This is a genomic window from Escherichia sp. 94.0001 (assembly GCF_013369155.2).
GTDB classification, from domain to species: domain Bacteria; phylum Pseudomonadota; class Gammaproteobacteria; order Enterobacterales; family Enterobacteriaceae; genus Escherichia; species Escherichia coli_F.
Genome location: NZ_JABWMS020000028.1, coordinates 42,506 through 56,176 on the forward strand (window position 1 = coordinate 42,506; position 13,671 = coordinate 56,176).

The window sequence follows — 13,671 nt, forward strand, 5'->3', positions numbered from 1 at the left end:
TCAGTGCTCCTTACAGACCGGTTAACCAGAAGACCCAGGCAAGCGCAGCAAGGCTGAAGCCAAGCCAGGTCACATGGTGAATGAGTAAAAAACGCCCGCGTGCCAGCGTGTTTTCTGCGATAGAGGCCAGAACAAAAATCAGCAAAACCTTGAGCAGCGTAACGACAAGTGAAGTCAGCAGGCAGGTGAGAGAAAGCTCTTGCGCGCGCCCAAAGGGCAGAAACAGGGCCACAAACAGTGATGCCATCACGACCTGTTTCAGCCCCAGCCCCAACTTCGCCAGCGCCAGCCCGGCACCGGAATATTCGGTCAGCGGGCCTTCCTGTAATACCTGTTCTGCTTCAGCAACATCAAAGGGAATTTTTCCCATCTCAATGAAGCAGGCAAAACCACAGGCCAGTAACGCCAGTACGGTGGTTAGTGGCGAGTTCCAGCCCGTCGCCAGCGTCTTGCTGATCATCTCGATATGCGTGGAATCCGCTATCAGCGCCAATACCAGCAGTGAGAGAATGAGCATTGGTTCGACCAGAATGCCGAGCGTCAACTCGCGACTGGCACCGACTCCCGCAAACGGGCTTCCGGTATCCAGCCCGGAAAGAGCAAAGAAAAAACGAAACAGGGCAAGAAGATAGATAAGGGTGATCAGATCGCCGCCGCCCGCAAAAGGGGAAACAGTAATAAATAGTGGTAGGGCCATCGCCAGCACCAGCATGCTGCTGATTAATACCCACGGCATCAGGCGGAACATCAGACCTGAAGATGTCGGCGCAACTTCCTGGCGTTTAAACAGTTTGTGGATATCGCGATAATCCTGCCAGATCCCCGGTCCGCGACGGGAGTGCATACGCGCGCGTATCTGCCGGGAAATCCCCGTAAAAAGCGGGGTTAGCGCCAGCAGAATCACGGCCTGTGCTAACGCAAAAATGATCAGATATCCGTCGCAAAGAGTTTGTCTCATGGTGATTTCCTTAGACGGCAATAGCGATTAGCAGCACAACCAGTGCGGCGACCACATACAGGCAATAGAGACGAAAGTCGCCGCTTTGCAGATGCTGTATTTCTTTGGCCAGCCGTTGGGTGGCGCTCACGATGGGGCGGATCACCCGCTCATCCCAAAAGGGTTCTGTGCTCTGAGCCCTGGCGGTGACGTGCGCAAGACCTTTATTTAGCCTCAGCGTAGGGTCGAGCTGTTGTCGTAGACGAAATAACGCAGAAAAGACCACACGCAGCGGCTGCATCACGCCATTGCCTGACGGGGCCATCGCATTTTCCCAGCCGTAGCCGCATGCCCAGGCATCTCCTGTGCGACGAAACGCTGCGCGGCGCGAACGACACCACAGCCAGTAAAGGCCAGGCAGCAAAGGCATCGCCAGTAGTAACAGCAACAGTAATGAGGGAGTGACCCGTGTATGAAACGTGCCGGGTACAAGTGCTATTCCGCTGGCGACAGTGACGGGAGGGGTATTGGTAAACGCATGGGCAATGTGCATTATCTTCGGTGCCAGCCAACTGGCACTAAGCGCAATGAATACGCAGAGTGCCGCGAGCAGTAGCATGGCGACGATCATCGTATTTGGCACGTCCTGTGCCTCTTCAGCGTGTGTACTGCGCGGCGCACCACAGAAAGTAATGCCGTACATTTTGACGAAGCACATTACTGCCAGCCCACCAGTGACTGCCAGCATCACCATAGCAATAGGACCCGCAAGTTGTAGCGCTACGGCTTCCACACGACTTAGTGAGAACAGCGACTGCCAGGTGTACCATTCGCTGATAAAACCATTCAGCGGAGGAATGGCTGATATCGCGAGGCAACCAATCAGGCATGCTGCGGCTGTCCACGGCATCCGTTTTGCCAGTGCCCCCATTTTTTCCATGTCGTGGGTATGCAAACGCGAAATAATCGCACCCGCGCCGAGAAATAGCAGCCCTTTGAACAGCGCATGGTTGAGCAGATGAAACAGTGCGCCGAGCAGTCCAACCACGGTGAGCAGCGGGTCGTGCAGTGACAGACCGACCATGGACACACCGACCGCCAGCAAAATAATGCCGACGTTTTCGACGGTACTCCAGGCCAGCAGCCGTTTGATATCCTGTTCCGCCAGCGCATACAGCACGCCCAGGAGCGCGGAGATTGCGCCGATCGCCATCACCAGAATGCCCCACCACAGCGGCAAACCCGTTTGCGCCAGCAGATCCATCGCCACTTTCAGGATGCCGAAAATACCGATTTTGACCATTACGCCAGACATCAACGCCGAAGCGTGCGATGGTGCGGCAGGGTGAGCGCGCGGCAACCAGCTGTGCAACGGCATCATCCCGGCTTTCGCGCCAAAACCGAAGAAGGCCAGCAGGAACACCGCCGACGCCAGCCCCGGAGAAAGTGAAAGCGTGCGGAAACTGGCAAAATCGAGGTTGCCGCTTTCGCGCCACATCAGCAAGAAGGCAATCATAATCAGCACCGATCCGGCGTGGGCGATAAAAAAGTAGAGCATGCCAGCGTTGATTGACGTTTTATCCTGCCTGGCAATGACCAGAAACCAGGAAGACAGCGACATCATTTCAAACAACACGATGAACCAAAAAGCGTTGTCCATCACCAGCAGGGCAACCATCGATGCGATGAAAAGATTCATAAAGAAGCCCATCGCCGCCGCGCCTTTGCCCTCGTATTCGCGCATATAAGTCAATGAATAGAGCGAACAAACCATCACCAGCAAGGAGATAACCAGCACCATAAATGCCGAGAGGCTATCCATTCGCAGGGTTAAATCGGCAAAGTCAAAAGGCGTGGCAAAACGGGCGACTAAAGTTACGCCTGCATGTAATTGCGTAATTCCGCTGATGATGCCAATCGCGCCGCCCACCAGCGATGTGATGCCGGAAAGCTTAATAGCCAGTCTGTCCAGACCGAGTAAAAACAGCGAAGCCAGACTGGCAAACAGATAGAGGATCAGCGACCAGGTTAATAATTGCAGGGCATCCATTAGCGTTGCTCCTGAGTGAGGGAAAGGGGATCCTCCCCGCCATTGGCAAACCAGCTTGCGGCAAGGCGCTGTTTTTCTTTCATCTGACGTTGCAGGCTATCGTCGGTGATCAGCCGTAACGCATGATTCGGGCAAGCGCGAACGCAGGCCGGACCTTCTGGCAAGAAATCACACAGGTCGCATTTCACCGCGACGGTCTGGACACCCGGTTCCCAGCGCAGCAAAGCATGTTGGGTCGGCGCGTTTTCTTCGCCGTCTTTGAGTGAGCCGTCAGCCTGAAAAACATATTGCGCAGGGGCATTCACCGGACGGCTTCCTGAAGCGCTGATTGCGCCAAATGGGCAGACCACGGCGCAAAGCTTGCAGCCAATACAGAGGCTTTCGTTGAGTTGGATCGCATCATCTCTCTGGGAGATGGCATTGACCGGGCAGACCTGCTGGCAAGGGGCTTCCTCACAGTGATGACACACGACAGGGGCAGTGAGTGTTGACGTCTTCGCCAGGGCCAGGCGCGGGTGTTGCTGTAAACCTTGCGTTTTATGCACGTCCGAACAGGCAGCGAGACAGGTATTACATCCTGTACACCACAGTGGTTCGGCCACCACAAAGCGGTTCATGTCGGCTCCTTGAAAATGATATGAAACATTGCATTTCATATTGCATAAAGGATGCCAGTCTGATTAATTTAATATATTCAATAAGTTATGTGTTAACTGGATTCTGAGCGGTACAAAAATGATGGTCATTAACGTTCAGCAATAAATGGATTCGACACCCGTGTCGCAGGGGAAAGCGAGAATGTGATCTTGATCACGAGAAGTGAGGTGTGCTGGCCGCAAGCGCAGCCAGCACTGAATGGAGCAAAGTAATCAGGCGTGTTCTTTCAGCCAGTTCAGCACAACGTCGTGGTGATTGCTGGTTTTGAAATCGTCAAAGACATGTTCGATTTTGCCATCAGCGTCAATCAGGAAGCTGATGCGATGAATACCATCGTAGGTTTTGCCCATGAAGGACTTTTCACCCCAGACGCCGAATTGTTCGCACACCTGGTGGTCCTCATCAGACAGGAGCGTAAAGTTAAGCAGCTCTTTTTCCGCAAAACGGGAGAGTTTTTCGGGTTTATCGGTGCTGATACCCAGCACATCAACGCCCGCTTTTTTCAATTCATCCATGTTATCGCGTAAGCCGCAGGCCTGTACGGTACAGCCGGGAGTCATGGCTTTTGGGTAAAAATAAACCAGAACACGCTGTCCCTGGAAGTCGGTCAAATTAACTTGTTCTCTGTCTTGATCCGGCAAGCTAAATTTCGGTGCGATATCACCGGCTTTCAGTGGATTCATTACTTCACTCCATCCTGTTCATCATGTGGGGAATAATTGACGACGTTTATACTGCCTTGTGCATTGAGTTCTGTACATAGGGCTTTAAACGCTTGCTCAATATTTGCTGCATCCGCAGAGGCGGGACTGTGGGCGGTTATCTGAATATGCAACTGTGCAGCCCGTTCATTTTCAGCAGGTTGCGTGCGCGACACCAGCTCCGCAATGTTCATATGGTGCGCGTCAAAAAGTGCCGTGAAGCGTTCAATTAAATGCGGGGAGTCTGCCACATCGACCTGAACCCAGACAGATGCTGGCATTGGCGGACGCGGACGCGCCGTCGTGCGCTTCATCACGATTAAAAGATCCAGTTCGGCACCTTTCAACGGTAACGTTGATTCAATCAGAGTGATGGCATTCCATGAACCGGAAAGCAGCATGATAAACGTGAACTCTTCTCCCAGCATTGCCAGGCGACTGTCTTCAATATTACAGCCGCAACTACTGACATGACGGGTGATGGTGTTCACAATTCCAGGGCGATCGGCACCCAACGCAGTGATCACTAGATAATGTTGCGATGACAGTGTCAAACTGGTTATTCCTTTAAGGGGTGAGTTGTTCTTAAGGAAAGCATAAAAAAAACATGCATACAACAATCAGAACGGTTCTGTCTGCTTGCTTTTAATGCCATACCAAACGTACCATTGAGACACTTGTTTGCACAGAGGATGGCCCATGTTCACGGGAAGTATTGTCGCGATTGTTACTCCGATGGATGAAAAAGGTAATGTCTGTCGGGCTAGCTTGAAAAAACTGATTGATTATCATGTCGCCAGCGGTACTTCGGCGATCGTTTCTGTTGGCACCACTGGCGAGTCCGCTACCTTAAATCATGACGAACATGCTGATGTGGTGATGATGACGCTGGAGCTGGCTGACGGGCGCATTCCGGTAATTGCAGGGACCGGCGCTAACGCTACTGCGGAAGCCATTAGCCTGACGCAGCGCTTCAATGACAGTGGTATCGTCGGCTGCCTGACGGTAACCCCTTACTATAATCGTCCGTCGCAAGAAGGTTTGTATCAGCATTTCAAAGCCATCGCTGAACATACTGACCTGCCGCAAATTCTGTATAATGTGCCGTCCCGTACTGGTTGCGATCTGCTCCCGGAAACGGTGGGCCGTCTGGCGAAAGTAAAAAATATTATCGGAATCAAAGAGGCTACAGGGAACTTAACGCGTGTAAACCAGATCAAAGAGCTGGTTTCAGATGATTTTGTTCTGCTGAGCGGCGATGATGCGAGCGCGCTGGACTTCATGCAATTAGGCGGTCATGGGGTTATTTCCGTTACGGCTAACGTCGCAGCGCGTGATATGGCCCAGATGTGCAAACTGGCGGCAGAAGGGCATTTTGCCGAGGCACGCGTTATTAATCAGCGTCTGATGCCATTACACAACAAACTATTTGTCGAACCCAATCCAATCCCTGTGAAATGGGCATGTAAGGAACTGGGTCTTGTGGCGACCGATACGCTGCGCCTGCCAATGACACCAATCACCGACAGTGGTCGTGAGACGGTCAGAGCGGCGCTTAAGCATGCCGGTTTGCTGTAAAGTTTAGGGAGATTTGATGGCTTACTCTGTTCAAAAGTCGCGCCTGGCAAAGGTTGCGGGTGTTTCGCTTGTTTTATTACTCGCAGCCTGTAGTTCTGACTCACGCTATAAGCGCCAGGTCAGTGGTGATGAATCCTACCTGGAAGCAGCACCGCTTGCGGAGCTTCATGCCCCGGCTGGAATGATTTTGCCGGTGACCTCCGGTGATTACGCAATCCCGGTGACCAACGGTAGTGGTGCTGTCGGTAAGGCGCTGGACATTCGTCCACCAGCCCAGCCGCTGGCACTGGTTTCTGGCGCGCGTACCCAGTTCACGGGCGATACCGCTTCATTGCTGGTGGAAAATGGTCGTGGCAATACTCTGTGGCCGCAGGTGGTTAGCGTGCTGCAGGCGAAAAACTACACCATCACCCAACGTGATGATGCTGGTCAGACACTGACCACCGATTGGGTACAATGGAACCGTCTGGACGAAGACGAGCAGTATCGTGGTCGTTATCAAATCTCTGTTAAGCCGCAGGGTTATCAGCAGGCGGTTACGGTTAAACTGCTGAACCTGGAACAGGCGGGCAAACCGGTTGCAGACGCGGCTTCCATGCAGCGTTACAGCACGGAGATGATGAACGTTATTTCCGCCGGTCTGGATAAATCTGCCACTGACGCCGCGAACGCTGCGCAAAATCGTGCCTCCACCACTATGGACGTACAAAGTGCAGCTGATGACACCGGTTTACCGATGCTGGTCGTACGCGGGCCGTTCAATGTGGTTTGGCAACGTCTGCCAGCGGCGCTGGAAAAAGTGGGCATGAAAGTGACCGACAGCACCCGTTCGCAGGGCAACATGGCCGTAACTTACAAGCCGCTGTCTGACAGCGACTGGCAGGAACTGGGCGCGAGCGATCCAGGCCTGGCATCCGGTGACTATAAACTGCAGGTTGGCGATTTAGATAACCGCAGCAGCCTACAGTTCATCGATCCGAAAGGTCATACTCTGACTCAGAGTCAGAACGACGCGCTGGTAGCTGTCTTCCAGGCTGCGTTTAGCAAGTAAAAATACAGGGCTGGAGTCATCCGGCCCTTTTTTCTGATATGATACGCAAACGTGTGCGTCGGCAGAAAAATGCGATTTTAGCGGTAATTCGCACGAAATTTGTTTGTCGGACGTAGGTCGGATAAGGCGTTCTTGCCGCATCCGACAAAACATCTGGCACATCAGATAGCAAAAGATTTTAAAACGTTAATTCACACCCAGGAGTGATAAAGATGCAAAAGCAAGCTGAGTTGTATCGTGGTAAAGCGAAAACCGTATACAGCACGGAAAACCCGGACCTGTTGGTGCTCGAATTCCGCAATGATACGTCAGCAGGGGATGGCGCGCGCATTGAGCAGTTTGATCGCAAAGGTATGGTGAACAACAAGTTCAACTACTTCATTATGAGCAAACTGGCTGAAGCGGGTATCCCGACTCAAATGGAGCGTCTGCTCTCCGATACCGAATGTCTGGTGAAAAAGCTGGATATGGTGCCGGTTGAGTGTGTCGTGCGTAACCGTGCTGCTGGCTCTCTGGTGAAACGTCTTGGAATCGAAGAAGGTATTGAGCTGAACCCGCCGCTGTTCGATCTGTTCCTGAAAAACGACGCCATGCACGATCCGATGGTCAACGAATCTTACTGCGAAACCTTTGGCTGGGTGAGCAAAGAGAATCTGGCGCGTATGAAAGAGCTAACCTACAAAGCGAACGACGTGCTGAAAAAACTGTTCGATGATGCTGGTCTCATTCTGGTCGACTTCAAGCTGGAGTTTGGTCTGTACAAAGGCGAAGTGGTTCTGGGCGATGAGTTCTCCCCGGACGGCAGCCGCCTGTGGGACAAAGAAACACTGGAGAAAATGGACAAAGACCGTTTCCGCCAGAGCCTCGGTGGCCTGATCGAAGCCTATGAAGCCGTTGCCCGCCGCCTGGGTGTACAGCTGGACTGATTTTTCTATTCATCATCTTGCCGTGCTGCTGGCACGGCAAGACAACCGCTCTCATAAGATGTGCATTGAACGCTCATTCCTCCGCCATTTCATCCCGCTTTCCTGTGGTAATCTTCCTCTGAACCACCTACGATCATTTCTATAATGAATATATTGTTGAGGTATCTATGCGTTGGCAAGGGCGACGTGAAAGTGACAATGTTGAAGACAGGCGCAATAGCTCCGGTGGTCCGTCAATGGGCGGTCCCGGTTTCCGTCTGCCAAGCGGTAAAGGCGGGCTGATTTTACTGATAGTCGTGCTGGTTGCAGGCTACTATGGCGTTGATTTAACCGGATTGATGACCGGACAGCCGGTTTCCCAACAACAATCAACGCGGTCAATTAGCCCTAATGAAGACGAAGCCGCAAAATTCACCTCGGTGATTCTGGCAACCACGGAAGACACCTGGGGACAGCAATTCGAGAAGATGGGTAAAACCTATCAGCAACCGAAGCTGGTCATGTACCGTGGAATGACGCGCACCGGCTGCGGGGCGGGCCAGTCCATTATGGGACCGTTCTATTGCCCGGCGGATGGCACGGTTTATATCGATCTCTCCTTCTATGATGACATGAAAGACAAACTTGGCGCGGATGGCGATTTTGCCCAGGGGTACGTTATCGCCCATGAAGTCGGTCATCATGTGCAGAAACTGTTAGGCATCGAGCCGAAAGTCCGTCAACTGCAACAAAACGCGACGCAGGCGGAAGTAAACCGCTTATCTGTGCGTATGGAACTCCAGGCCGACTGTTTTGCCGGTGTCTGGGGGCATAGCATGCAGCAGCAAGGCGTTCTGGAAACCGGCGATCTGGAAGAAGCGCTGAATGCGGCGCAGGCCATCGGCGATGACCGTTTACAGCAGCAAAGTCAGGGGCGAGTCGTACCAGACAGTTTCACTCATGGCACTTCTCAGCAACGCTACAGCTGGTTTAAACGTGGTTTCGACAGCGGCGATCCGGCACAATGCAATACTTTTGGTAAAAGCATTTAACTTTCGGGGCAGGGATGGCTGAACTGACTGCGCTTCACCCATTAACAGCGCAAATGAAACGTGAAGGGATCCGCCGCTTGCTGGTGTTGAGCGGGGAAGAACGTTGGTGCTTTAACTGTGCGCTTAAGTTGCGTGATGCTTTACCTGGCGACTGGTTGTGGGTTTCACCGCAGCCAGTCGCTGAAAACCACTGTACTCCCTCGGCGCTACAAACTTTACTTGGACGCGAGTTCCGGCATGCGATATTCGACGCCCGCCAGGGCTTTGATGCCGCTGCCTTTGCAGCACTTAGCGGAACGTTGAAAGCGGGAAGCTGGCTGGTGTTGTTACTCCCTGTATGGGAAGAGTGGGAAAACCAACCTGATGCCGATTCGCTGCGCTGGAGTGATTGCCTTGACCCTATTGCCACGCCGCATTTTGTCCGGCACCTCAAACGCGTACTTACGGCGGATCACGACGCTATCCTCTGGCGGCAAAACCAGCCGTTCACGTTGACGCATTTTATTCCCCGTACTGACTGGCACCCCGCGACTGGCGCACCACAACCAGAACAACAGCAACTCTTACAGCAGCTACTCACCATGCCGACGGGCGTGGCGGCGGTAACTGCTGCGCGTGGGCGCGGTAAGTCGGCGCTGGCAGGGCAACTCATTTCTCGTATTGCGGGCAGTGCGATTGTCACCGCGCCTGCAAAAGCGGCAACGGATGTACTGGCACAATTTGCGGGCGAAAAGTTTCGCTTTATTGCGCCGGATGCTTTGTTAGCCAGCGATGAACAAGCCGACTGGCTGGTGGTCGATGAAGCCGCAGCCATACCTGCGCCGTTGTTGCATCAACTGGTGTCGCGTTTTCCTCGAACGTTGTTAACCACTACGGTGCAGGGCTACGAAGGTACCGGACGTGGTTTTTTGCTGAAATTTTGTGCGCGTTTCCCGCATTTACACCGTTTCGAATTGCAACAGCCGATCCGCTGGGCGCAGGGATGCCCGCTGGAAAAAATGGTCAGCGAGGCACTGGTTTTTGACGATGAAAACTTCACTCACGAACCACAAGGTGACATCGTCATTTCCGCTTTTGAACAGACCTTATGGCGAAGCGATCCGGATACACCGTTAAAGGTATATCAGCTATTGTCTGGCGCGCACTACCGGACCTCGCCGCTGGATTTACGCCGCATGATGGATGTACCTGGGCAACATTTTTTCCAGGCGGCTTGTGAAAACGAGATCGCCGGGGCGCTGTGGCTGGTCGAGGAGGGCGGATTATCTCAAGAACTCAGCCAGGCGGTATGGGCAGGTTTTCGTCGCCCTCGGGGTAATCTGGTAGCCCAGTCGCTGGCGGCGCACGGCAGCAATCCACTGGCAGCGACATTGCGCGGACGGCGGGTCAGCAGGATAGCAGTTCATCCAGCTCGTCAGCGTGAAGGCGTTGGGCAACAGCTTATTGCCCGTGCTTTAAACTATACGCATGACCTCGACTATCTTTCGGTGAGTTTTGGCTACACCGCGGAGTTATGGCGTTTCTGGCAACGCTGCGGTTTTGTGCTGGTGCGAATGGGTAATCATCGTGAAGCCAGCAGCGGTTGCTATACGGCGATGGCACTGTTACCGATGAGTGATGCGGGTAAACAGCTGGCTGAACGTGAGCATTACCGTTTACGTCGCGATGCGCATGCTCTCACGCAGTGGAATGGCGAAACGCTCCCTGTTGATCCACTAAACGATGCCGTCCTTTCTGACGACGACTGGCTTGAACTGGCCGGTTTTGCTTTCGCTCATCGTCCGCTATTAACGTCGTTAGGTTGCTTAACGCGTCTGCTACAAACCAGTGAACTGGCATTACCGGCGCTGCGTGGTCGTTTACAGAAAAACGCCAGTGACGCGCAGTTATGTACCACACTTAAACTTTCAGGCCGCAAGATGTTACTGGCCCGTCAGCGAGAAGAGGCCGCGCAGGCGCTGTTCGCACTTGATAATGTTCGCACTGAGCGTCTGCGCGATCGCATAACGCAATGGCAATTTTTTCACTGACTCCTTCAATTTTCTCCCATGGTCATTGTGAGTCAGCGGCGTAAAATTAATGACATCAGTTAAGGAGTTCGCCATGAAACATGACCATTTTGTTGTTCAAAGCCCGGATAAACCTGCACAACAGTTGTTACTGCTTTTCCACGGTGTCGGGGATAACCCGGTAGCGATGGGTGAGATCGGCAGCTGGTTTGCGCCGCTGTTTCCTGATGCACTGGTGGTGAGCGTCGGTGGCGCGGAGCCGAGCGGTAATCCGGCGGGGCGTCAGTGGTTTTCGGTGCAGGGTATTACGGAAGATAATCGCCAGGCGCGTGTGGATGCCATCATGCCGACGTTTATTGAGACGGTGCGCTACTGGCAGAAACAGAGCGGAGTAGGGGCAAACGCCACGGCGCTAATCGGTTTCTCACAAGGCGCGATTATGGCGCTGGAGAGCATTAAAGCCGAACCGGGTCTTGCTTCGCGCGTCATTGCCTTTAACGGACGTTATGCCAGCTTGCCGGAAACCGCGTCTACAGCCACGACAATTCACTTGATTCATGGCGGTGAAGATCCGGTTATCGATCTGGCGCATGCGGTTGCGGCGCAGGAAGCGTTAATCAGTGCAGGTGGTGATGTGACGCTGGATATTGTGGAGGATTTAGGCCATGCAATCGACAATCGCAGTATGCAATTTGCCCTGGATCACTTGCGTTATACCATTCCGAAACATTATTTCGACGAAGCGCTAAGTGGTGGCAAACCTGGCGATGATGATGTAATTGAAATGATGCAATAATAGCCTGGTAGGCCTGATAAGACGCGTGAGCGTCGCATCAGGCATCGTTCACCATTGCCGGATGCGGCATTAACGCCTTATCCGGCCACTTAGCTTACTTCTTCGGTTGATCCTTTTTCGGCCAGTCATCGTCATCGTCCCACTTATCGTTGAAATCACGATGCGGGGGAAGCTCCGGTTTGTTGGCGAGAAATTTCTTATGGTCGACGCGCTTGAGATCTTTAATCACGTTCAGCAGGACGCCTACCAAAAAGACAATCACCAGAATCCACCAATATTTAGCCAGCCAGTCCATGCTTATTTCCTCATGCAGAACCACTCATCAGGCGACGAGCTGTTCCATGATACGTTGATACATACGGGCAAGTAGCTGCAGGTCGGCAGCGTTCACACATTCATTAATTTTATGAATAGTGGCATTGACCGGCCCGAGTTCCACCACCTGCGCCCCCATGCGGGCAATAAAGCGCCCGTCAGACGTTCCGCCTGTGGTCAGTAGCTGCGGTTTAATTTCATTATAGTGCTCAACCGCGTTAACGACCGCATCCACCAGTTTGCCGCGCGCGGTCAAAAATGGCTGCCCGGAAAGCCACCAATCCACCGTATAACGCAGTTGATGTTTTTCAAGCAGGGCAATCACCTGCGCTTTGATCATTTCATCAGTCAGTTCGGTGCTGAAGCGGAAGTTAAACTGCACAAACAGTTCACCCGGAATAACGTTGTTACTGCCCGTTCCCGCCTGAATATTGGCAATCTGCATACTGGTCGCCGGGAAAAATTCATTACCCTGATCCCACTCGATAGCCACTAGCTCATTTAGGAAAGGTGCTGCGCGATGTACCGGGTTGTCAGCCAGATGCGGGTAGGCTACATGCCCCTGCACGCCATGAATGGTGAGGTTGCAGGTTAACGATCCGCGACGACCATTTTTCACCACGTCACCAACCACTTCGATGCTCGATGGTTCGCCGACCAGGCAGTAATCGAGACGCTCATTACGCGCCATTAACGCTTCGACGACTTTTACCGTACCGTTGTGGGCACTGGCTTCTTCATCAGAAGTGATCAGGAATGCCAGTCGACCTGTATGGTTGGGATGTTGCGCGACAAAACGTTCTGCTGCTACCACCATCGCCGCCAGTGAGCCTTTCATATCTGCCGCACCACGCCCGAACAACATGCCGTCACGAATGGTTGGTTCAAACGGCGGATTAATCCAACGGTCGGCGTCGCCAGGCGGTACCACGTCGGTATGTCCGGCAAAGGCTAACGTTTCGCCCTGCCCACGCCACGCCCAAAAGTTTTGCGTATCGGCAAAGTCCATGCGTTCAACGGTAAAACCGATCGCCTGCAGACGTTCGATCATGATTGCCTGACATCCCGCATCATCAGGGCTTAAGGATGGGCGGCGAATAAGCTGTTGTGTCAGCTCAATAACCGGGCACGACATAGACTACACCTCATGGAAAAATTGCTGATAACTGGAATCACTGAAACCCAGCAGCATAGGCTTCCCGGGCGCGCAGAGCAATGGGCGTTTGATAATTGCAGGCATTTCAGTCATTAATGCCGCCGCAGAGGCCGCATCGGTGATTTTATTGCGGGTGGTTTCATCCAGTTTACGCCAGGTTGTACCACGGGTGTTGAGTAACGCCTCCCAGCCTAATTCGTTGATAAAACCGTTCAATAATTCGCTATCCAGCCCATCAATGCGGTAATCATGAAAACGATAGGCGATGTTATTGGCTTCCAGCCAACGGCGAGCCTTTTTAATGGTGTCACAATTTTTGATGCCGTAAAGTGTAACCATAATGAATCCTTTTTCGATTTATGAGAATAAATACTCATTTAAGGGTGAAAACATTTTGCCTGCAAATGATTATCAAGAAATATAACATTATCGAAGTATTCAAATTAACAACTATTAAATAATAT

At 52.7% G+C, this 13,671-nt stretch carries 14 protein-coding genes; 6 read left to right on the top strand and 8 right to left on the bottom strand.

Annotated features, from left to right (window positions below):
* Nucleotides 1-10: 10 nt before the first annotated feature.
* From hyfC to HEN33_RS14310, 5 genes are all read right to left on the bottom strand, one after another.
* Nucleotides 11-958 (bottom strand): hydrogenase 4 subunit HyfC, encoded by a 948-nt coding sequence (hyfC, locus tag HEN33_RS14290; protein ID WP_176263283.1) that lies wholly within the window; start codon nt 956-958, stop codon nt 11-13.
* Nucleotides 959-968: 10 nt separating this feature from the next.
* Entirely contained in the window at nt 969-2,987 is a 2,019-nt protein-coding gene (gene hyfB / locus HEN33_RS14295; RefSeq protein ID WP_176263284.1) for a hydrogenase 4 subunit B, read from the bottom strand.
* On the bottom strand, nt 2,987-3,604 hold the full coding sequence (gene hyfA / locus HEN33_RS14300) for a hydrogenase 4 subunit HyfA (protein ID WP_105277931.1): 618 nt from the start codon (nt 3,602-3,604) through the stop codon (nt 2,987-2,989). The genes hyfB and hyfA overlap by 1 nt, the downstream gene beginning before the upstream one ends.
* Before the next feature lie 252 nt (nt 3,605-3,856).
* Entirely contained in the window at nt 3,857-4,327 is a 471-nt protein-coding gene (gene bcp / locus HEN33_RS14305) for a thioredoxin-dependent thiol peroxidase (RefSeq protein ID WP_038339517.1), read from the bottom strand.
* The gene (locus HEN33_RS14310; protein WP_000176186.1) at nt 4,327-4,899 is read right to left on the bottom strand and encodes a glycine cleavage system transcriptional repressor; all 573 of its coding nucleotides are present in this window, start codon (nt 4,897-4,899) and stop codon (nt 4,327-4,329) included. Before HEN33_RS14310 ends, bcp begins: the two co-directional genes overlap by 1 nt.
* Before the next feature lie 145 nt (nt 4,900-5,044).
* Between HEN33_RS14310 and dapA the strand changes: the two genes are divergently transcribed.
* From dapA to ypfH, 6 genes are all read left to right on the top strand, one after another.
* Complete coding sequence (gene dapA, locus HEN33_RS14315) at nt 5,045-5,923, top strand: 4-hydroxy-tetrahydrodipicolinate synthase (protein ID WP_001295469.1); 879 nt, start codon at nt 5,045-5,047, stop codon at nt 5,921-5,923.
* A 16-nt stretch (nt 5,924-5,939) separates the two neighbouring features.
* A complete protein-coding gene (bamC, locus tag HEN33_RS14320) occupies nt 5,940-6,974 on the top strand; it encodes an outer membrane protein assembly factor BamC (RefSeq protein ID WP_032184860.1) in 1,035 nt (344 codons plus the stop codon).
* 212 nt (nt 6,975-7,186) lie between these two features.
* On the top strand, nt 7,187-7,900 hold the full coding sequence (purC, locus tag HEN33_RS14325) for a phosphoribosylaminoimidazolesuccinocarboxamide synthase (RefSeq protein WP_001295467.1): 714 nt from the start codon (nt 7,187-7,189) through the stop codon (nt 7,898-7,900).
* Between the two features lie 167 nt (nt 7,901-8,067).
* Nucleotides 8,068-8,931: a KPN_02809 family neutral zinc metallopeptidase gene (ypfJ, locus tag HEN33_RS14330; RefSeq protein ID WP_001267498.1), complete on the top strand. Its 864-nt coding sequence runs from the start codon at nt 8,068-8,070 to the stop codon at nt 8,929-8,931.
* Between the two features lie 14 nt (nt 8,932-8,945).
* Nucleotides 8,946-10,961, top strand: coding sequence for a tRNA cytosine(34) acetyltransferase TmcA (gene tmcA / locus HEN33_RS14335; protein WP_176263285.1), 2,016 nt, complete (start codon nt 8,946-8,948; stop codon nt 10,959-10,961).
* Nucleotides 10,962-11,034: 73 nt separating this feature from the next.
* Entirely contained in the window at nt 11,035-11,736 is a 702-nt protein-coding gene (gene ypfH, locus HEN33_RS14340; protein ID WP_000679813.1) for an esterase, read from the top strand.
* 94 nt (nt 11,737-11,830) lie between these two features.
* Here the strand turns inward: ypfH and HEN33_RS14345 are convergent, their stop codons facing one another.
* From HEN33_RS14345 to HEN33_RS14355, 3 genes are read right to left on the bottom strand one after another with little or no spacing between them, the layout of a single operon-like run.
* Complete coding sequence (locus HEN33_RS14345; RefSeq protein ID WP_000383836.1) at nt 11,831-12,031, bottom strand: YpfN family protein; 201 nt, start codon at nt 12,029-12,031, stop codon at nt 11,831-11,833.
* A 27-nt stretch (nt 12,032-12,058) separates the two neighbouring features.
* Nucleotides 12,059-13,186 carry a succinyl-diaminopimelate desuccinylase gene (gene dapE, locus HEN33_RS14350; RefSeq protein ID WP_105271471.1) on the bottom strand — a complete coding sequence of 376 codons (1,128 nt, stop codon included), beginning with the start codon at nt 13,184-13,186 and terminating at the stop codon, nt 12,059-12,061.
* A gap of 3 nt (nt 13,187-13,189) precedes the next feature.
* A complete protein-coding gene (locus HEN33_RS14355) occupies nt 13,190-13,546 on the bottom strand; it encodes an ArsC family reductase (RefSeq protein ID WP_176263286.1) in 357 nt (118 codons plus the stop codon).
* Nucleotides 13,547-13,671: the final 125 nt, after the last annotated feature.